20 protein-coding genes and 2 pseudogenes are annotated in these 19,417 nt (G+C 26.9%); 10 read left to right on the forward strand and 12 right to left on the reverse strand.

Annotated elements, in window-relative coordinates:
- Positions 1 to 29: 29 nt before the first annotated feature.
- Both murD and mraY read right to left on the reverse strand, forming a co-directional pair.
- Entirely contained in the window at positions 30 to 1,232 is a 1,203-nt protein-coding gene (murD, locus tag GQV94_RS02175; protein WP_200169335.1) for a UDP-N-acetylmuramoyl-L-alanine--D-glutamate ligase, read from the reverse strand.
- Positions 1,229 to 2,287, reverse strand: coding sequence for a phospho-N-acetylmuramoyl-pentapeptide-transferase (gene mraY, locus GQV94_RS02180; RefSeq protein ID WP_200169336.1), 1,059 nt, complete (start codon positions 2,285 to 2,287; stop codon positions 1,229 to 1,231). Before mraY ends, murD begins: the two co-directional genes overlap by 4 nt.
- Positions 2,288 to 2,366: 79 nt before the next feature.
- Between mraY and gpmI the strand changes: the two genes are divergently transcribed.
- The 8 genes and pseudogenes from gpmI (at position 2,367) to GQV94_RS02220 (ending at position 11,668) form a co-directional block, all read left to right on the forward strand.
- Positions 2,367 to 3,845 (forward strand): 2,3-bisphosphoglycerate-independent phosphoglycerate mutase, encoded by a 1,479-nt coding sequence (gpmI, locus tag GQV94_RS02185; RefSeq protein ID WP_200169337.1) that lies wholly within the window; start codon positions 2,367 to 2,369, stop codon positions 3,843 to 3,845.
- 65 nt (positions 3,846 to 3,910) lie between these two features.
- Positions 3,911 to 4,654: a 3-oxoacyl-ACP reductase FabG gene (fabG, locus tag GQV94_RS02190; RefSeq protein ID WP_200169338.1), complete on the forward strand. Its 744-nt coding sequence runs from the start codon at positions 3,911 to 3,913 to the stop codon at positions 4,652 to 4,654.
- Positions 4,654 to 5,902, forward strand: a pseudogene (locus GQV94_RS02195) (DUF2920 family protein). Before fabG ends, GQV94_RS02195 begins: the two are co-directional and overlap by 1 nt.
- A 62-nt stretch (positions 5,903 to 5,964) precedes the next feature.
- Positions 5,965 to 6,198, forward strand: coding sequence for an acyl carrier protein (gene acpP, locus GQV94_RS02200; protein ID WP_131163651.1), 234 nt, complete (start codon positions 5,965 to 5,967; stop codon positions 6,196 to 6,198).
- Between the two features lie 30 nt (positions 6,199 to 6,228).
- Complete coding sequence (locus GQV94_RS02205) at positions 6,229 to 7,446, forward strand: beta-ketoacyl-ACP synthase II (RefSeq protein WP_200169339.1); 1,218 nt, start codon at positions 6,229 to 6,231, stop codon at positions 7,444 to 7,446.
- Positions 7,447 to 7,448: 2 nt separating this feature from the next.
- Entirely contained in the window at positions 7,449 to 8,396 is a 948-nt protein-coding gene (locus tag GQV94_RS02210; protein WP_200169340.1) for an acetyl-CoA carboxylase carboxyltransferase subunit alpha, read from the forward strand.
- A 515-nt stretch (positions 8,397 to 8,911) separates the two neighbouring features.
- Positions 8,912 to 10,990: a TonB-dependent receptor domain-containing protein gene (locus tag GQV94_RS02215; protein WP_200169341.1), complete on the forward strand. Its 2,079-nt coding sequence runs from the start codon at positions 8,912 to 8,914 to the stop codon at positions 10,988 to 10,990.
- An 81-nt stretch (positions 10,991 to 11,071) separates the two neighbouring features.
- Positions 11,072 to 11,668, forward strand: coding sequence for an NUDIX hydrolase (locus GQV94_RS02220; protein WP_200169342.1), 597 nt, complete (start codon positions 11,072 to 11,074; stop codon positions 11,666 to 11,668).
- A 14-nt stretch (positions 11,669 to 11,682) separates the two neighbouring features.
- Here the strand turns inward: GQV94_RS02220 and GQV94_RS07930 are convergent, their stop codons facing one another.
- From GQV94_RS07930 to rpmB, 4 genes and pseudogenes are all read right to left on the reverse strand, one after another.
- On the reverse strand, positions 11,683 to 12,135 hold the full coding sequence (locus GQV94_RS07930) for a CZB domain-containing protein (RefSeq protein WP_373563784.1): 453 nt from the start codon (positions 12,133 to 12,135) through the stop codon (positions 11,683 to 11,685).
- Positions 12,118 to 12,384: pseudogene (locus GQV94_RS07935) on the reverse strand (methyl-accepting chemotaxis protein); the annotation flags it as partial. The pseudogene GQV94_RS07935 and the gene GQV94_RS07930, both read right to left, overlap by 18 nt.
- A gap of 410 nt (positions 12,385 to 12,794) precedes the next feature.
- Positions 12,795 to 13,016, reverse strand: a complete 222-nt coding sequence (locus GQV94_RS02230) for a YdcH family protein (RefSeq protein WP_200169344.1) — start codon at positions 13,014 to 13,016, stop codon at positions 12,795 to 12,797.
- 130 nt (positions 13,017 to 13,146) lie between these two features.
- Positions 13,147 to 13,341, reverse strand: a complete 195-nt coding sequence (gene rpmB / locus GQV94_RS02235) for a 50S ribosomal protein L28 (RefSeq protein ID WP_200169345.1) — start codon at positions 13,339 to 13,341, stop codon at positions 13,147 to 13,149.
- A gap of 167 nt (positions 13,342 to 13,508) precedes the next feature.
- On the opposite strand from rpmB, the gene rpe reads away from it, so the two are divergent.
- Both rpe and GQV94_RS02245 read left to right on the forward strand, forming a co-directional pair.
- A complete protein-coding gene (gene rpe / locus GQV94_RS02240; protein ID WP_200169346.1) occupies positions 13,509 to 14,156 on the forward strand; it encodes a ribulose-phosphate 3-epimerase in 648 nt (215 codons plus the stop codon).
- On the forward strand, positions 14,153 to 14,941 hold the full coding sequence (locus GQV94_RS02245; protein ID WP_200169347.1) for a 3'-5' exonuclease: 789 nt from the start codon (positions 14,153 to 14,155) through the stop codon (positions 14,939 to 14,941). Before rpe ends, GQV94_RS02245 begins: the two co-directional genes overlap by 4 nt.
- A gap of 268 nt (positions 14,942 to 15,209) precedes the next feature.
- Here the strand turns inward: GQV94_RS02245 and GQV94_RS02250 are convergent, their stop codons facing one another.
- Genes GQV94_RS02250 through GQV94_RS02275 form a run of 6 tightly spaced genes read right to left on the reverse strand, consistent with a single transcriptional unit; the run spans position 15,210 to position 19,344 of the window.
- Positions 15,210 to 15,740 (reverse strand): hypothetical protein, encoded by a 531-nt coding sequence (locus GQV94_RS02250; protein WP_200169348.1) that lies wholly within the window; start codon positions 15,738 to 15,740, stop codon positions 15,210 to 15,212.
- A complete protein-coding gene (locus GQV94_RS02255) occupies positions 15,730 to 16,254 on the reverse strand; it encodes a hypothetical protein (RefSeq protein ID WP_200169349.1) in 525 nt (174 codons plus the stop codon). Before GQV94_RS02255 ends, GQV94_RS02250 begins: the two co-directional genes overlap by 11 nt.
- The gene (locus tag GQV94_RS02260; protein ID WP_200169350.1) at positions 16,244 to 17,188 is read right to left on the reverse strand and encodes a clan AA aspartic protease; all 945 of its coding nucleotides are present in this window, start codon (positions 17,186 to 17,188) and stop codon (positions 16,244 to 16,246) included. Before GQV94_RS02260 ends, GQV94_RS02255 begins: the two co-directional genes overlap by 11 nt.
- Positions 17,188 to 17,820, reverse strand: a complete 633-nt coding sequence (locus GQV94_RS02265; RefSeq protein ID WP_200169351.1) for a lysophospholipid acyltransferase family protein — start codon at positions 17,818 to 17,820, stop codon at positions 17,188 to 17,190. The genes GQV94_RS02260 and GQV94_RS02265 overlap by 1 nt, the downstream gene beginning before the upstream one ends.
- Entirely contained in the window at positions 17,804 to 19,105 is a 1,302-nt protein-coding gene (gene miaB / locus GQV94_RS02270) for a tRNA (N6-isopentenyl adenosine(37)-C2)-methylthiotransferase MiaB (RefSeq protein WP_200169352.1), read from the reverse strand. The genes GQV94_RS02265 and miaB overlap by 17 nt, the downstream gene beginning before the upstream one ends.
- A complete protein-coding gene (locus GQV94_RS02275) occupies positions 19,102 to 19,344 on the reverse strand; it encodes an HP0268 family nuclease (RefSeq protein ID WP_200169353.1) in 243 nt (80 codons plus the stop codon). The genes miaB and GQV94_RS02275 overlap by 4 nt, the downstream gene beginning before the upstream one ends.
- Positions 19,345 to 19,417: the final 73 nt, after the last annotated feature.

The raw sequence follows: 19,417 nt of genomic DNA on the forward strand, positions 1-19,417 counted from the left end.
AAGTTTAAATTATTAATTTTTTAAACTTTTTAATTATTTAATTGTTTGATTTCTTTTTTAAATATTTCTCCACGTTCTTTATAAGAGCTAAATTGATCTAAACTTGCACAAGCAGGGCTTAATAAAGCAATTTCATCTTTTTTTAGTTTTTTAGAAATTTCTTTTATAGCTTCTTTTAGAAAATGACATTGATAAGCTTTTATATTATAATCTTGAGCGTAAGAATTAAGTTTTTGTATATTTGCTCCTATGATATATAGTGATATATCTAGTTTTTTCATAAAATTAAACAAGTTCTTAAATTCCATTCCTTTGTCATCACCACCTATAATAAGATAAATTTTTTTATCCTTATAACGTTTAAGAGCTTCTAAAGTAGCGCTTTCATTAGTTGCTTTTGTATCATTTATCCAAATTCTTCCTAGATGATCTTTTAATTCTTCTAATTTATTTTCTTCCATTTTAAAAGTAGATAAAAGTCTATAGTTAATGTCTTTAAGGATTATTTTTTCTATACTACAAGCTATAAGAGCGTCGATTAAAAAAGGCTTTTTAAAATTAATTTTTTTTAAGTCAATATCCATTTTTTCTGCTAAATCTTCTTCGTTCTTGTAAGTGATTTTATCTGCTTTTGTAGGAATATCAGCATAAATTTGAGGAAGTACAACTTTATCACTTTTTTGCATTCTACTTAAAACGCTAAGCTTTGCTTCCTCATAGGTTTTAAAACTTCCGTGCCAAGAGATATGATCTATGCTTATAGGTAAAAGAGCATAGATTTCAGGTTTTGCTATTTTTGTATAATGAAGAGTAAAAGATGAAGTTTCAAGTATCCATAATTTTGCATAAGGGTTTAAATCGGCTAGGGGTATTCCTATATTTGCACCCATAACAGCACCTACAGACTTTAAGAGATGTTGGGTTATTTGCGTTGTTGTTGTTTTTCCATTTGTTCCACTTATCCAGATACTTCTTGGCATAATATCGTAAAAAAAATCATATTCACTGATTAAATTTCTAGCTTGTTTAACAAGGATATGATCTTTGGGAAAACCAGGGCTTGCAATTTCAAGAGAGCTTAAAGATGGATTAAAATAATTTATAGGCAATAAATTATTATTAAATTCATCTTTTAAAGGTTTTTTAAAATTATCATCATAAATATCAAAACCACCTAGTTTTTGGGCTATAGCTTTAGTAGTTTTTCCGTAGCCAAATAAAGATTTTTTCATCTTAATTTTATTGAAGCAAGAGCGATTAAGTTAGTAAGTAAAGCTATCATCCAAAAACGCACAATAATTTTATTTTCTACCCAGCCAACTTTTTCAAAATGATGATGAATAGGAGCCATTTTAAATACTCTTTTATGAAATATTTTAAAACTTCCAACCTGTAAGATAACAGATATAGTTTCAAGAACAAAAACAAACCCTACAAGTAAAAGTAAAATTTCATTCTTGCTAATAATTGCTAAAAATCCTATAAAAGCTCCTATGCTTAAGCTACCGCTATCTCCCATAAAAATTTGTGCTGGATAGCAGTTATACCATAAAAATCCCATTAAAGCCCCAATTAAAGCTGCACAAACAATTGAAACTTCTCCAAGTCCTTGAATTTTAGGTAAAAGTAGATACTCGCTATAATTAAGATTTCCACTTAAATAAATAAAAATTGCTAAAGTTGCAAGAGAAAATATGGAAGGAACCGTTGCCAATCCATCAAGCCCATCTGTTAAATTTACCGCATTAGAACTTGAAATTAGAACTAAAATCCAAAAAACTATAGCAAAAAGAGATAAATCAAAAAGAGGATGCTTGTAAAAAGGGATATATAAATCTGTATTAAATCCATAAAAATAAAGCGGTACACAACAAAGTAAAGATGCAATGATTTGAGCCATAAGTTTAGCTCTCGCGCTAAGACCACTATGATTATTTTGATAAAGAATTTTACCTAAATCATCAATAAAACCTATAAGAGAAAATAAAATAAGGCATAAAAGTGCTAAAATAGCAAAAAGATTATCAAATTTAATACATGCTAAACTAGCAATGACAGCACAAGATATAAAGATAATTCCGCCCATTGTTGGGGTTTTTGACTTTATTTGATGACTTTGTGGAGCGTGTTCATATATAGGCTGGTTAGCATTTTTTGTTTTTGCCCATCTTATAAATTTTGGAATAATAAATAAAGTAAGGCAAAGAGCAATGAAAAATGCAAATCCTGCACGCACACTAATATAAGTAAAAAAAGCATAATCACTAAAATAAGATAAATAATACAAATTTAAAGCCTTTTTTTGTTTTTAAAGTTTAATTTTAGTAAAATTAAGCAAAAAATAATCTTATAAAGAGTTTAGAAAAATGAAGCAAAAATGTATTTTAGTTATAACAGATGGCATAGGACACAATCAAGATCGCGAATTTAATGCTTTTTTTCATGCTAAAAAGCCAAATTATGAAAAACTTTTTAAAGAGGTACCTCATACTCTTATTAAAACAAGTGGTTTAGCAGTAGGTTTGCCAGAAGGCCAAATGGGTAATAGCGAAGTAGGGCATATGTGTATAGGAAGTGGGCGCATTATTTATCAAAATTTAGTAAGAATCAATAAAGCCATAGAAGATAATACTTTAAAAGATAACTCTAATCTTCAAAATCTTTTAAAAAAATGTAAAAAAATTCATATTATAGGTTTATATAGTGATGGAGGAGTGCATTCAAGTCATACGCATTTTAAAGCTTTACTTAAAATTTGCAAAGAGGCAGGGAATGAAGTTTGTGCTCATATAATAAGCGATGGTAGAGATACAAATCCTAAAAGTGGTCTAAATTTTATTAAAGATATAACAAATTTTTGTCAAGAAAAAGATATACAATTTGCAAGCTTATGTGGAAGATTTTATGCTATGGATAGGGATAAAAGATGGGAAAGAACGCAAAAGTATTATGATTGTTTATTAGCTAAAGTATTAAAAAATAATGATTTTGTTGATTATATTAAAAATTCTTATGAAAAAAATATTACTGATGAGTTTTTAGAACCTACGATTGATCCTAAATTTAATGGAATTGATGAAGAAGATGGGCTTATTTTTATTAATTTTAGAAATGATAGAATGAAACAGATTATTGAAGTTTTAAATGATGAAAATTTTAAAGAATTTAAGCGTGAAAAAATTTTTAAAAATTTACTTACAATGACTATTTATGATGATAAGTATAATATTCCAGTATTATTTAAAAAAGAAAAGATTGATAATACTTTAGCCGAAATTATTTCTTTAGCTGGTTTGAGACAACTTCATACTGCAGAAACTGAAAAATATGCTCATGTAACTTTCTTTTTTAATGGAGGTAAAGAAGAGCTACTTGAAAATGAAACGAGGGTTTTAATTCCAAGTCCTAAAGTAAAAACTTATGATTTAATGCCTCAAATGAGTGCCTATGAGGTGCTTGAAGTGGTATTAAAAGGTATAAAAAATCAAGAGGATTTTATAGTTGTTAATTTTGCTAATGGTGATATGGTAGGACATACTGGAGATTTTGAAGCAGCTGTTAAGGCAGTAGAAGCTGTAGATGATTGTTTGGGAGAAATTATAAAAAAAGCTAGAGAGCATGATTATGCTTTTGTTATTACAAGCGATCATGGTAATTGTGAAGCTATGCAAAATAATAAAGGAGAATTACTTACCAATCATACAACTTTTGATGTTTTTGCTTTTATTGAGGCAAAAAATGTTACAAAACTTAAAGAAAATAAAGGACTTAGCAATATAGCTGCAAGTATTTTAAAGATTATGGGGCTTAGTATTCCAGAAGAAATGAATGAAGCTTTATTTTAATTTAGGTATAAATTAATTTAATTATAAAAAAGCATTGTATAATTTTAAAATTAAAAGGAGTAAAAATGAAATTTAGTGGAAAAAATGTTTTAATTACAGGATCAAGTAAAGGTATAGGATCTTATATTGCAAGAGTTTTGGCAGAATTTAATCTTAAGGTTTGGATTAATTATAGAGGAGATCATAAACTTGCAGATGCTTTAAAAGAGGAAATTGAATCAAAAGGTGGTAAAGCAGCTGTAATTAAATTTGATGCAAGCAAGGAAGATGAATTTGAAGCTGCTATTAAGACCATTGTAGAAAGCGATGGAGAGCTTAGTTATTTAGTAAATAATGCAGGAATTACAAATGATAAACTAGCTTTAAGAATGAAATTAGAAGACTTTACTGAAGTGATTAATGCAAATTTAAATTCAGCATTTTTAGGCTGTAAAGAAGCATTAAAAATAATGAGTAAAAAACGTTTTGGAGCCGTTGTAAATATAGCTTCTATAGTAGGTGAAATGGGCAATATTGGACAAGTAAATTATTCTGCTAGTAAAGGTGGGATGATTGCTATGACTAAATCTTTTGCAAAAGAAGGAGCAAGTCGTAATATTCGTTTTAATGTTGTAACGCCTGGATTTATCAAAAGTGATATGACAGAGGTTTTAAGCGAAGAGATTAAAAAATCTTATGAAGATAATATACCTTTAAAACGTTTTGCTGAGCCTTACGAGGTTGCTTATTGTGTGGCATTTTTACTTAGTGATTATGCTTCTTATGTTACAGGAGATTCTCTTAAAATTAACGGCGGGCTTTATATGTAATGATAAATCAAAAAACTTATGAAATCACTTCTTGTGATGATGTTGAGCTTAATATAAAAAGGGAATCAAAGCTTGAATTTAAGCTTTGGTTTGATGATATCAAAGAAGTAAAGGCCTTAGTTTTTATTAATCAAGGCCTTGGGACTGATTGTAATGATCCTTATTTAGATTTTATTGCTAGAGATTTGATTAAAAATTTAGATATTGCCATTGTGGGGGTTAATTATCATTGTATAGGAAATCGTCCTCAAACAGGTTCTAGTTTTTATTTAGATGATATTGATAAGCTTATTTTAAATGAAAGTTGTAAAGCTATTAATTTGCCACTTCCTTTAAGAGTTCAAGAAATTGATACTTATGAAAAAATGAGCGAAGTATTTCATTTTATCAATCAAAGTTTATCTAAAAGAAAAATTGAAGGAAAATTAAATCCTAGCTATTTTTTAAATCTTCATGTAAGCTTACAACCTAGTAAAAATGAATATCAGAATTTTGGTATTATGCAAGCACAAGATTTAATCAATGCTTTGCTTTTTATCAAAACAAATCCTCCATTTAAAATTTCTGGGGGGGGGGGATTTGCCTGTTATAATGACAGGAACTTCTCACGGAGGATATTTATCACACCTTGCAGCTAAAATTGCTCCTTGGCTTATAGATGGAGTCATTGATAATTCTAGCGGAGCTAAATTTCCTTGGAGGGTTGTTGGTTTTGGCAAAGAGATTGATTTTATGCAATATGCCGAATTTTCGACTTTTGATTTTTTTCATCATATTAATACTCATTGTTCTACAAAAACATTTTGGACTAGTAATAAAGAATCAAAAAACTTTTTTTCTTCAGCAAGAAGAAAAATAAGAAACATTTTAGAAAAAGATCATTTAGTAATACAGGGTGAATATCCTCATACAAAATATATTAGTTATTTTTCTGTAAAAGATGAATACCTTTCTTTGGAAGAAAAAAGAATTTTATATAAAGAATTTAAAGATTTAAATTTTGATACTCAACTTTATGAAATTGATCAAAAAGATATAGATCATAAATTCATAAAAAATTTAACTCACGGAATGGGAATACCTACAAAACTTTTAATAAAAAAAGAACTTCCGCCTCTATTGGAAAAAATTTTTTTAGAAAATAAGAAAGATTTTAAAGATAAAAGTATTTCTTATCCGAGTGAAGATTTAATTTATACTTTTAGTGAAAATGATAATAAAATAAGTTTAAGAATTATGAAAAAGTAATATTGTATTTTTAAGCTTTTTAGGATAAAATACGCTTTATTTTAAATTCAAGGAGATAAATAATGGCAACTTTTGATGATGTAAAATCAGTTGTAGTAGAACAATTAAGTATTGATGCAGATGCAGTAAAAATGGATTCTAAGATAATTGAAGATTTAGGTGCAGATTCCTTAGATGTTGTTGAACTTATTATGGCTTTAGAAGAAAAATTTGGTATAGAAATCCCTGATAGTGATGCTGAAAAGCTTATTAAAATCGAGGATGTTGTAAATTATATCGATAATCTTAAGAAATAATTTTAAATTCTTACAATAAGGAAGTTATTCTTGAAAAGGGTTGTGGTTACAGGTATTGGAATGATCAATGCTCTTGGTCTAAATAAAAATGACTCTTTTGGGGCAATTTGTGAAGGTAAAAGTGGTGTTGGAAATATTACTCTTTTTGATAGTAGTAATTTTCCTGTAAAAATAGCTGCTGAAGTAAAAAATTTTAATCCACTAGAAGTTGTTGATGCTAAAGAAGTAAAGAAAATTGATCGTTTTATACAACTTGGAATAAAAGCTGCAAAAGAGGCAATGCAAGATGCTAATTTTAATGAAAAATTCCAAGAGGAGGAATTTGGCGTTGTTTCAGCAGCTGGAATAGGTGGTTTGCCTAATATAGAGAAAAATTCAATTATTTGTTTTGAAAAGGGTGCGCGTAAAATTTCTCCATTTTTTATCCCATCAGCACTTGTTAATATGTTAGGTGGTTTAATTTCTATAGAGTATTCTTTAAAAGGACCAAATATTTCTTGCGTAACAGCTTGTGCAGCAGGAACTCATGCTATAGCTGAAGCTTATAAAAGTATAGTTTTAGGAACGGCTAATAAAATGCTTGTTGTAGGTGCAGAGGCAGCTATTTGTCCTGTAGGAATAGGTGGTTTTGCTTCAATGAAAGCTTTATCAACAAGAAATGATGATCCATTAAGAGCTTCAAGACCTTTTGATAAAGAAAGAGATGGTTTTGTTATGGGAGAAGGAGCTGGAGCTTTAGTTTTTGAAGAGTATGAAGAGGCCAAAAAAAGAGGTGCTCATATATATGCTGAACTTATAGGATTTGGAGAAAGTGCTGATGCGCATCATATTACTTCACCTACATTAGATGGTCCATTAAGAGCTATGCAAAAAGCTTTAAAAATGGCTGGTGATATTAAAATTGATTATATTAATGCACATGGGACTTCAACTCCAGTTAATGATAAAAATGAAACAGCAGCTATTAAAGCGCTTTTTGGAAATGATATTCCTTTAATAAGCTCTACTAAAGGTCAAACAGGACATTGCTTAGGAGCTGCTGGAGCTATTGAAGCTGTTATTAGTATTATGGCATTAGAACAAAATATTATTCCACCAACTATTAATCAAATTGTTAAAGACGAAGAATGCGATCTTGATTATGTGCCTAATAAAGCTAGAAAGACAGATTTAAAGGTTGCTATGAGTAATTCATTTGGTTTTGGTGGCACGAATGGTTGTGTAATTTTTAAAAAAGTAGATAATTAATAATGGCTTCATATTTAGATTTTGAAAAAAATATTGAACAAATTGATCAAGACATTATTAATGCAAAAAATAAAGGTGATTTTGAAGCTGTTGCTATTTTGCAAAAAAATCTTGAAAAAGAGATACAAAAAACTTATAAAAATTTAAGCGATTTTGGACGTTTGCAACTTGCTAGACATCCAGATCGCCCTTATGCTTTAGATTATATTCATCTTATTTTAAATGATGCTCATGAGATTCATGGTGATAGGTCTTTTAAAGATGATCCTTCTATTGTTTGTTTTATGGGCTACTTGGGACAAAAAAGACTCATTGTTATTGGAGAACAAAAAGGAAGAGGGACTAAGGATAAAATTTTAAGAAATTTCGGTATGCCTCATCCTGAAGGATATCGTAAGGCTTTAAGGGTTGCAAAGCTTGCTGAAAAATTTGAAATTCCTATACTTTTTTTAATTGACACTCCAGGAGCATATCCAGGAATTGAAGCTGAAGAAAGAGGTCAAAGTGAAGCTATAGCACGTAATTTATATGAATTAAGCGATCTTAAGACTATTACTATTGCTATTGTTATTGGAGAAGGTGGCAGCGGGGGAGCTTTAGCTATAGGAGTTGCAGATAAACTTGCTATGATGAAAAATTCAGTTTTTTCTGTTATTTCTCCAGAAGGGTGTGCGGCAATACTTTGGAATGATCCTTTGAAAAATGAAGTAGCGGCTAAGGCTATGAAGATAACAGCAGATGATCTTAAATCTCAATCTTTAATAGATGATGTTATAGAAGAACCAATAAATGGAGCACATCGTAATAAAGAAGCAGCAGCTGTTGCTATAGCAAATTATGTTAAAAAGTCTTTAGAAGAACTTGAAAAAATTGATAAAAGAGAACTTGCTTCTAATCGTATGCAAAAAATTCTTAAACGTGGTTCTTATACTGAATGTTCTAAAATATAGAATTAAATTATTTTATATTGCCAATATATAAAATAATTTATACTTGTTTTTAATCTATTTTTAAAAATAAAAATTTCTATACAGCAAATTTTTATTAACGCCCATTTGTAGAATTTGAAGAAATAAGTTTTTTTTACTTTTCTCTTTGTAGTGTGGGAGTCAAGTTAGTTTGCTAAGCTAAGTAAACTATGGACTTCACACTTTATATTGTTAAATCTAATAGGTATTGCTATCATAACATCAAAAAGAAGTTATTTAGTTTGAAAAAATAAATTTCTTAAAAATAATTTTATTAAAATGAGTAGTTTTTCTCGCTGCTGAGAAATCAAAAATCTCTATTATTTTACCAATTATAAAAATAACTTCATAAATCTATTTTTATCTAATTTTATTTGAATTTTTATTTTATTTATTAAATAAATTAAATATTTATTTATTATTAAAATAATTTTAAGTTAGTTCTCCTATAATTCAAAATTGATATTTAATATCAATTTTATTTTAAAGGAAATATTTTGAACAGGAAATTAAAATATCAAAAATTTACAAAAAAGAAATTATTATATTTTTCTTTATTTTTAAATTCTTTTGTATTTGCACAAGAAGGATATAGACTTGATGAAGCTGTTATAAGCGCAAGTGGATTTGAACAGAGTATAGTAGATGCACCTGCATCTATATCTGTAATTACAAAAGAAGAATTAAATCAAAAACCTGTCAAAGATATAGGTGAAGCCATTGCTGATATTCCAGGTGTTGATGTAACTATGAATAAAACAGGAACTTATGATTTTAGTATACGTGGTTTTGGTTCCACATATACCCTTGTACTAATTGATGGAAAAAGGCAAAGTGTTGCAAATGGTTTTTATGATAATGGTTTTGGAGGGAGTGAATCAGGATATTTGCCTCCTTTATCAATGATTGAGCGCATAGAAGTTATAAGAGGCCCTGCATCAACGCTTTATGGAAGTGATGCTGTTGGAGGTGTTATAAATATTATCACTAAAAAAAATCCTGATAAAACAGAAGCATCTATTGAATTTAATACGCTTTTACAAAATCATCCTAAAAAATACGGCAATGCAGGAGGATTAAATCTTTATGTAGCAACGCCAATTATTGATAATAAATTTTCAGTTTCTGCTAGATTAAAGTATTATGATAAGAAGGATTCTGATTTAAAATGGCCTACTCCAGTATATCAAGGATCATCTGAAAAACCATCTAACTATCAAATTGCTAGTCATTCTCCAGGAGCTTTTTCTACATTAGGTTTTGGAACTAGATTTAATTTAAACATTAATGATAATAATGATGTATATTTAGATTTAGAGCGTTATATTAATGAAATAGGTGTAAATTCAACAAGTGGTAGAGCAATAAAAAGTGAAAGAAGATTGTTTAAAGATAATATAGTTTTAAATCATGATGGAACATATGATTCGTTTTCAACTAATTCTTATTTTCAATATGGAAGTACTAAAGATATAGATTTGCATAGTCAAATTTTTGTAGGAGAAAGTAAAGCGGTTGCACCATTTAATTTTGACAAATATGGGAATTTTGTTACAAGTTTTGGGGCAAGATTAGATTATGAAATGCTTAAAAATGATTCTTCATCTGCTGGAAGTGAAATTAAGGGAAAAAATTTAGATCAAACATTGGCTGCTTTATATGCAGAAAATGAATATTTTATTACTAATAATCTTATATTTACAACAGGATTAAGATATATTTATAGTGATTTATTTGATTCGCAATTTACCCCAAGAATTTATTTAGTTTATAACTTAAATGACAATACAACTTTAAAAGGTGGAGTGGCAAAAGGTTATAAAACTCCTGCAGCAAAACAACTTACAAATGGATATTATAATTATAGCAATGGAACTGCTTCTTTTGGAAATCCTAATTTAAAACCAGAAGAAAGCATAAACTATGAATTAGGTATAGATTTTAGAGTGTTTAATTTTGCGCATTATTCTATAACTGCTTTTATAACAGACTTTGAAAATCAAATTTCTAATGAATATTTAGATGGAACTTTAAATGGTATAGATTGTAGTAGTGGCACATGTATAAGACCTATAAATTTAGGAAAAACTAGAACAAAAGGTATAGAATTTGCTTTTAATACCAAATCTTATAATGGCTTTAGTGTTAATTCTACTTATACTTTTATGGATAATCGTTATAAAGATGGTAAAAAAAATATTTATGGCGGTGATAGGATAGAGAATTTACCAAGACATATAGCTATGATAAAATTAAATTATAAAAAAGATAAATTTAATACTTATATAAAAACTAGAGCAAGACTTGATACTATTAGCAAACCAAAAGGAGGAAATACTACGCCTTTACCTTGGAAAAAATACAAACCTTTTTATATAGTTGATATTGGATTAAATTATAAAGTTAATAAAAATAGCATCCTTAATTTTTCTATACAAAATCTCTTTGATAAAAACTTTTTTGATCCAGGTATTACAAGTTATACAACAAGTGGATTGCCAGGAGGATATGCAAATCGATATCAAGATTACACCGAAGGTAGGAGTTTTTGGGTAAGCTATAAATATGATTTTTAAATTTATAAAAAATTAAATAATTTGAATTTATAATGATTTATTATAAATTCATAGCTTAATAAAAGTTTTTAAAGGAATATTATGAATTTAAAAACACTTAAAGAAGAAAAATTTATTTCTTCACCTTATATAAAACCTAAAAGATACACTTATGAACATAAAGGCAAAAAGTATTCTTGGGATTTTATTTGTGCTAAGGATAGCGTGTCTATTTTATTGTATCATATAGATTTGCAAAGTTTTATTTTTGTTAAACAATTTAGAATTCCGCTTTGGTATTATCAAATGAATTCAAAAGAATATAAAGAAAATAAAAATTTAGGATATACCATAGAACTTTGCTCTGGATTAGTTGATAAAGATTTAAGCTTAGAAGATATTGCTAAAGAAGAATGTATAGAAGAGCTTGGTTTTTGCCCTAAAAAATTAGAAAAGATTAATGAGTTTTATTCAGGCTTTGGATCTGGGGTTAGTAAGCAAAATCTTTATTTTGCAGAAGTGAGTCAAAAAGATAAATTAGGTCAAGGTGGAGGCATAGATGCAGAGGAGATTGAAGCTGTTTATGTAAAAGTTTTAGATTTTGATGATTTTTTGAAAGATACCATTCGTAATTCTTTGCTTGATTATTCTTATTTTTGGTTTATGAAGAAAAAAGCTAAAATATATAATTTAGCTTAAAAATTTAAGCTAAATTAATTTTTTTGATAAGATAAGCTTGTTTCTTTGAGCATTTCTTCGAAAATATCGAAAAGTTCTAAAGAAGCATTTTCTGCATTTTGACATTTTTCTGTAATTCTATTTTGCACTATCTGTGCTGATGAGTCTTCAGAGTGAGCTATATTGATTGCAGAATTCATATTTTCATGAACTTTTTGATGAGGTTCATTAATTTTTGAGAATATTTTACTATGACCAAATCTTTCTTTTCCTGTACTTGCCAACCATTTTCCTAAGCGACATGAGGTGTGATCTGCAAGTTGATTTCCTGTTTTTTCAAAAATTTCTTTATAACCATTAAGTTTAAAAGCAACATGATCTAGTTTGGCTAAAGAAATAAAAGCTTCAGAAGTTATGTCTTTTGCATTAGCATTTGTTAAATTAGATTCTTGAATTAATTCGCTAAATTTACTTGAAAAATTTTGTATATAAGAATTAGAATCAGTGGAAACTTTTTCTACTTGTTCACTTTGTGAATACATTTCATTTGCGTTTTGTTTTAATAAATTTATATTCATTTCAACTTCAGCAGTAGCTTTTTGTGTTTTTTCGGCAAGTTTTCTAACTTCATCTGCCACAACAGCAAAACCACGTCCATATTCTCCAGCACGTGCAGCTTCTATTGCTGCATTTAATGCCAAAAGGTTTGTTTGATCTGAAACATCTTTAATTAAATTGATAACATTAGTAATTTCATCAACACTTCTATGAAGAGTTCCAGCAGTATTGCGAGATTTATTTGCTGATTCTATAATTTCTTCTAAAGAAGAGGTTATAGAATGAGTAATATGATCAAGTTCATCCATTTTGCTAAGTGAGTTTTGAGAATATTGTGAAATAATTTCAGCTTTATTAACATTATCTAGCATATTATTTTGAACAATACTAATATTTTTAAGAACTCCTTCTAATAAAATTTTCAAAAGATCTGTTTTAAGTTTTGATTCTAAACTTTCTTGTTCAAGAGAGCTAACTTTTGTCTTAAGATTTAAATTCTCATTTTCTAGATGTTTTATTTTTTCTTTATAGATTTTAACTTCTTCTTCAAGAAATTTGAGATCATTTTGATTATTTTTTGAACTAAACATTATAACTCCTTTTGGTAATTTGAAAGATATTCGTTGAGCTGATCTTTAAGTATTAATTTTTCTTTTTTAAGTTTTGAAATTTCCATATCATTTAAAAAAATAGTCCCATTCTCAGCATTTTTAATTTTTTCATCTAATTGATTGTGTTGATCGAAAAGTTTATCAAAGTGAGCATCTTTACCTTTTAATGATGATATCAAGTCCCTGAATTCATGTAGCATGGTTTTCCTTTATTTTTCTAAAATAAGCTTAATTAATATTATATCTTATAAAAAGGAGACTTAGACTTAAAAAAATATAAAATTTATTTATAATAAAAATGAAGATATTAAGGAATTTGTTTCCTTAATATTATTTAGAGTTTTGTTTTTTAAGAGTTCTTAAAGTAGAAGCTGCAATTCTTATTCTTTTTGTTGTACCATCTTCTAGAGTTATACGAACTGTTCTAAGATTTGGTAAAAATCTTCTTTTTGTTTTATTATTAGCGTGACTAACATTATTACCGACCATAGGTCTTTTACCCGTAACTTGACAAATTCTTGACATTAGTTTTTCCTTAAGCTTGAGATTTATTTTAGCTGTATTTTTCTAGTAAAAACGAAATTGTATCTAAATAAACTTAAAAATTCAAATTATTTATATTTTTTTAATTTATAAAAGATAAAATTTTTCTAAATTAAATTATTTATATTAATGTAAAAATGAGGTTAGAAATGTATGTAGCCCCTAGTATATTATCTGCTAACTTTTTAAAACTTGAAGAAGAGATTAAGGCAATAGAAAAAGCAGAAGCTGATCTTTTGCATATTGATGTAATGGATGGACATTTTGTTCCAAATTTAACATTTGGCCCTTGTGTAATAGAAAGGATTTCAAGTATTACGAAAATTCCTTTAGATATCCATTTAATGGTAAATGATGTAAGTAAATTTGTAAATCTTTTTATCCCTTTAAAGCCTAAATTTCTTACTTTTCACCTTGAAGCAGAAAATCATCCTATGAGACTTTGTGAATATATAAGATCTCAAGGAATTCATCCTGGTATTGTTTTAAATCCACATACACCCGTAGATTCTATCAAACACATATTAGAATTTGTTGATATAGTACTTTTAATGAGTGTTAATCCAGGATTTGGAGGACAACAATTTTTGCCATTAATATATGAAAAAATTAAAGAATTAAGAGAAATGATTGATAAAAAAAATGCAAAAGTTTTTATAGAGGTAGATGGAGGTATAAATGGTTTAAATGCTAGTGATTTAGAAGCTTGTGGGGCTGATATATTGGTTGCAGGAAATCATATTTTTTCTTCTAATGATTATGCAAGTGCTATTAAATCATTAAAGCTTGAATTTTGAATTTACAACAAATCGATTTAATTATTAATAAACTTATTAAACAAAGTAAATCTTATGAGTGGGTTATTAATGAATTTTCTATGATTGATGAGTTAAAGCATTTAAATTTAGATTTAAAACTTTTAGAGTTTATGGGTATTTCATTTAACCTAAATAAAGATAATACGCTTACTTTAAATTCAAGAATTAGAAATTTTAAAGAAGAAATATTTTGTATTGTTGATATAGAAAGTACAGGCGGTATTAAAAATGGGGAGATTTTAGAAATTGGTGCTGTTAAGATTCAAAATTTTAAAGAAATTGATCGTTTTTGTTCTTTGATAAAAGTTGATGAAATTCCTGATAAAATCACTGAATTAACTGGTATTGATTTGGATATGGTAAGAAGTGCCCCTAATCTTGATATTGTTTTAAAACAATTTAGATCTTTTTTAAAAGATAGTATTTTTGTAGCACATAATGTTCGTTTCGATTATAGTTTTATTTCTAAAGCTTTAAATAATCATAATCTTGGAATTTTGCTTAATCGACGAATTTGCACTATAGAATTTGCACAATGTTGTATTGAAAGTCCAAAATATAAACTTGAAGCTCTTAAAGAGATTTTAGGTATACAAAATATTCATCATAGAGCCTTAAATGATGCTTTAGCTGCAGCTGAAATTTTTAAATATTGCCTTAGTAAACTTCCTTATCATATTAAAACTACAGAAGATCTTATAAATTTTATTAGAACTTCTCGTTTAAAAAACAAAAATTTACTAATAAAAAATAAAAACCTATAAGAATTAAAATAATTAAATTTTGGAATTTCAAAGTTTGAATTTGCGTTTGTTGCGAACAATTAAAAAATTTTACTAATAAAGATATTAAAAAGTTCTAAAATTTATTTTGAAGTTAAAATATAATAAAAAGTCTAAATTTTATTATAAATTTAAAAATAAAGATTATTTTTATCTTGAGTTTAAATTTTAAATTATTTTGAAATAATTATAGTAGATTAAGAATTTACAAATTAGAATTTAACTTTTATATAAAAATTATTTAATCAATTTATTTTTTAGAATCAATATAATAAATTTTAATAGGAAAACTTACTGCTATATCTTTATCTTCTGCTTTTAATATAAGAGGATAATCAATTTGAATTAAATTTTTATATTGTTTTAAATTATCAATGAAGTTATATAAAACTCTGGGATTTTTAATATTTGCTTGTATTAATAAATAATTTTTTAGGTAAGGAGTTGATTGATTGATGTCTAAAGATTTTATTTCCACATTTTGAAAATAATTTTTTACAAAATTTGTAAAGTTTTGGATATCAAATTGATGTTTAAATTGTTCTAAGCTTGTATGATTTTCTTTGCGCAAAAGATTTAATTTATCTTCGCTTGCTTTAAGTTCTTTATTGGTTGAGAGAAGTTGTGAATTTTGAATACTTTCTTTTATAATAATTTCTTTATATTCTTTAAGTATGGGCAAAAGTAAAAATAAAATTAATCCAGTGCATATTGTTATAAAACTAAGAGAATAGACAAGAAGTTTTAAAATATTTATTTCTTCAAAACTTTTATCTTTCATTATTATTTCCTATTTTTGTATTAATACTAATAAAACGATACCAACCATTATTAAGTTTATAATAATTTGTATGACTTTCATCAAAAACACTTTTCAAAGGGGTTTCTAAAAGTAAAATAAACATTTCTTTTGTCGGAGTAACGCCTGAAAGCTTTAACGAGTATTTATTTTGCTCTAAACTATCTAAAGTAATTGCATTTGTTTGAATAACCATATCTAAAATGTTTTTAAGGCTTTCTTTAGTATATAGATTTTGTGCATAAAAATTATTTGCCATATAACTTTGATTGAGTAAAATTTTATATAAATTTTCATTTTTTGAAATTTGCTTTTCTTTTAATACCATTTCTTGTTTTTTGTCTTCTATGGAGCTATAAGTAAAACTTACTTTAAATAAATAAATAAAATAAATAAATAAAATAAATAAAATTCCAAATATAAATAAAGCAAACCATGTTTTATCAAAAAGCGTCCAAATAGGTTTCTTTCTTGGTTGTATAAAACTATATTTCATAAGAGTTTATTTCCTCTTGCATTAAAGTTATCATCCAATCTAGGGTATTAATTTTTTCAAATTTTGGCTCTAAAAAGATTTCATTTTCTATTACTTCAAAAGCAGTAAGAGAAAATTCTTCATCACTAAAAAATATAAGCTCATCAATAAAGCTATTGGAATATTTATCATCATTATAAAATTTTTGGATACTTGAAAAGATATAATTGCAAATTTCCATATCGTGACCAAAATTATTTAATTCTTTAAAATCAAGATGATCATTTTGTGGTATATCTTCTTTATTTTCATTTTCTAAAGAATCATATTTTTCTTGTATGTTGATTTCTTGATCGTCTTTAGAAAATAATTCTTCATTTAGAGAATTCGATTGATTTTGAAAGTTAGTTTGAATGAAGCTTTTTTCAAAAACTTTATATTCTCCAAACAAAATGTCTTTTCCTTTGCAAATCATTAAAGTTAAAAAGTTATCATAATTATGTATATATAAAGTTGTTTTCTCTAAATTTAAATTCCTTTTTGTAATATGATAATACAACAAAGCAAAAGGAGAATACAAAAAATCAATCCCACTATATTCTTCAAAAAGTTCATTAAAATATTCTATATGTTCTGTAGCAATATAAATTTGTGCATTATTCATAGGTAGACATTTTATGCTCATTTTGCCTACATTAAATTTATCAAGATTACTATTTAAACTTGGAATTAATCCTTGTTCTTGATTGTTTAAAAATAAACCCACATAATATATAAAATATTTTTTACTTAGTGTTTTGATGTATTCTAGAAGTTTTTTTTCATCATCAAAAGTTTTTTCTTGAGTATTAATTAAATTTTTATTTCTATAAATTTTTGCTTTTAAAATTTGTTTATCTTCTTTTAAAAGAATAGCGATAAAAAGCTGAGGAAGATATTTTTTTAAAAAAAACATTAACTAACCTTGAAACTATCCATATTGTATATTTTTTCAAATTCTTTTTTTAAAAAATCTTTTGCTTGATTTTTTGATAAATTAGAAATATCTAAAGGATCAGAAAGTCTATAAATGATTTTGCTAAAAGGTTTTGGTAAAATCATTTGATCCCAACTTGAAAATTTCCAAAAACGATTTGTTTCATAATTTAAAATTCTAATTTTAACATTTTTTTTCTGTGCAATTAAAATAGCTCCATCTGAAATACTATGAAAAGGCCCTCTTGGTCCATCAGGAGTAATTACTATATCGTCTTTTTGATCTAAAACTTTAAAGGCCGATTTTAATGCTGTTCTAGCACCTTTAAAAGTGCTACCTCTTATAGAATGAAGACCATAAAATGAAATAATTTTTGCAATTTTTTCTCCATCTCTGTGCAAAGAAATCATCACATAAGCTTTTTTATCTTTAAATTTAAAATGTCTAAAAGCAAAAGGCATTAATGCTAAGCGTCCGTGCCAAAATAAAATAACATAAGGATTTTCATCTACTTTTTCCCCTTTATATTCTTTGGAGCAAGTTAGAAAAATTAACCATTGCAATAAAAATATTATTCTAGTTAAAAAAATATCTTTAAACAATTTCCCCATAAAGCACCATACGTTTAGCATCTGTAATTTTGACGCGTTTTAATTTTCCTAAAAATTCTTCACTTCCTTGAATTTGGACTAAAAAATTATTATCAGTTCTACCAGCAACAGCTCCGTTGGTTCTTAATTCTTCAAATAAAACTTCCATTTGCTTACCTTTTTGCTTAAGGACAATTTCATCTAAAATTTCATTGTGTCTATTTTGCAAAGTTGTAAGTCTTAAAGAGGCAATATCTTCAGGAATTTGATTTGGCATAGAAGCAGCTTTAGTAAGAGGTCTTTTAGAATATTTAAAAGAAAAAAGTTGCTCAAAACGAACTTGCTCTAAAACATCCATAGTTTCTTCAAAATCTTTATCACTTTCACCTGGAAATGCTACAATAATATCTGTTGATATACTAACATCAGGACAAAGTTCTCTAATTTTAAACGCTCTATTTAAATACCATTCTTTATTATATCCTCTTTTCATAGCTTTTAAAACATTATCAGAGCCACTTTGTAATGGCATATGAATAGACTTGCAAATTTTAGAATTTTTGGCAAAAACTTGTAAAAATTTATCATCCATATGCAAAGGGTGAGGGCTAGTAAAGCGAATGCGCTCTAAACCTTCAATAGAACTAAGTTCTTCTAAGAGATCTGAAAAATCCATTTTTTTATGATTATTGCGAAATTTTTTACCATAATTATTTACATTTTGTCCAAGTAAAAATACTTCTTTTGCTCCTTTTTGAACCGCTTTTAAAGTTTCTTTAAAAATAATATCAAATGGAATTGAAATTTCATCCCCGCGTGTGTAAGGAACTATACAATAAGTGCAATGTTTATCACAACCTATGGAAATGTTAATATAAGTTTTATAAGGACTATTTCGAAAATCAGCAAAAGTAAATTCACTCTCATCATAATCAATATCTATTCCTATAAATTTAGGAGTTTTAATAGCTTTTGTGATTTTTGAAATATTTCTTGCCCCTAAAACAAAATCAACATAAGGAGCTCTTTTAAAAATTTCATTTCCTAAATGAGAAGCAGTGCAACCACAAACGCCTATTTTGGCACCATTTTTTTTAACTTTTTCAAAGGCTCCAATTTCAGAAAACAACTTATGAACAGGTTTTTCTCTTACAGAGCAGGTATTAATGAGTATAAGGTCTGCTTCTTCAATATTCTCAGTTAAGGTATAGTTTTCTTTGTGAGAGAGTTCAGCAATTATATGTTCTGAATCTCTTACATTCATAGCACAACCTAAAGTTTGGATAAATAATTTTTTTTCACTCAAAGAATATGCACCTCATACATAAAATCTGATTCATCAAGTCCGTATTTAATGGTTCTATGATAAACACTAAAACCCTTTTTTTCAAAATATTCTACAAGAGAAATTAACTGTTTATGGGAATTATCTTTATCAAAGTAAAAAAATTTTTGCCCTTCTTTTATAACTGCTTCTTCAATTTTTTCTAAAGTGATATTTTTTGGTTTTTCGTTGATTGAATTTCTTGCTAATTTTATTTCCATAGTTTTTCCTTAACTTCTTTTAAATTTATTATTATATCAATTTTACTTTTAATTAAACTTATTAAAGATATAA

This window comes from Campylobacter sp. TTU_617 (assembly GCF_016599045.1).
In the GTDB taxonomy this organism is placed as follows: Bacteria; Campylobacterota; Campylobacteria; order Campylobacterales; family Campylobacteraceae; genus Campylobacter_D.

What these genes read in the sequence shown, in the direction of transcription:
- murD (WP_200169335.1), bottom strand. Translation starts at nt 1,232, where the DNA reads ATGAAAAAATCTTTATTTGGCTACGGAAAAACTACTAAAGCTATAGCC.
- gpmI (WP_200169337.1), top strand. Translation starts at nt 2,367, where the DNA reads ATGAAGCAAAAATGTATTTTAGTTATAACAGATGGCATAGGACACAAT.
- fabG (WP_200169338.1), top strand. Translation starts at nt 3,911, where the DNA reads ATGAAATTTAGTGGAAAAAATGTTTTAATTACAGGATCAAGTAAAGGT.
- acpP (WP_131163651.1), top strand. Translation starts at nt 5,965, where the DNA reads ATGGCAACTTTTGATGATGTAAAATCAGTTGTAGTAGAACAATTAAGT.
- GQV94_RS02210 (WP_200169340.1), top strand. Translation starts at nt 7,449, where the DNA reads ATGGCTTCATATTTAGATTTTGAAAAAAATATTGAACAAATTGATCAA.
- GQV94_RS02220 (WP_200169342.1), top strand. Translation starts at nt 11,072, where the DNA reads ATGAATTTAAAAACACTTAAAGAAGAAAAATTTATTTCTTCACCTTAT.
- GQV94_RS02230 (WP_200169344.1), bottom strand. Translation starts at nt 13,016, where the DNA reads ATGCTACATGAATTCAGGGACTTGATATCATCATTAAAAGGTAAAGAT.
- rpmB (WP_200169345.1), bottom strand. Translation starts at nt 13,341, where the DNA reads ATGTCAAGAATTTGTCAAGTTACGGGTAAAAGACCTATGGTCGGTAAT.
- rpe (WP_200169346.1), top strand. Translation starts at nt 13,509, where the DNA reads ATGTATGTAGCCCCTAGTATATTATCTGCTAACTTTTTAAAACTTGAA.
- GQV94_RS02250 (WP_200169348.1), bottom strand. Translation starts at nt 15,740, where the DNA reads ATGAAAGATAAAAGTTTTGAAGAAATAAATATTTTAAAACTTCTTGTC.
- GQV94_RS02255 (WP_200169349.1), bottom strand. Translation starts at nt 16,254, where the DNA reads ATGAAATATAGTTTTATACAACCAAGAAAGAAACCTATTTGGACGCTT.
- GQV94_RS02260 (WP_200169350.1), bottom strand. Translation starts at nt 17,188, where the DNA reads ATGTTTTTTTTAAAAAAATATCTTCCTCAGCTTTTTATCGCTATTCTT.
- GQV94_RS02265 (WP_200169351.1), bottom strand. Translation starts at nt 17,820, where the DNA reads ATGGGGAAATTGTTTAAAGATATTTTTTTAACTAGAATAATATTTTTA.
- GQV94_RS02275 (WP_200169353.1), bottom strand. Translation starts at nt 19,344, where the DNA reads ATGGAAATAAAATTAGCAAGAAATTCAATCAACGAAAAACCAAAAAAT.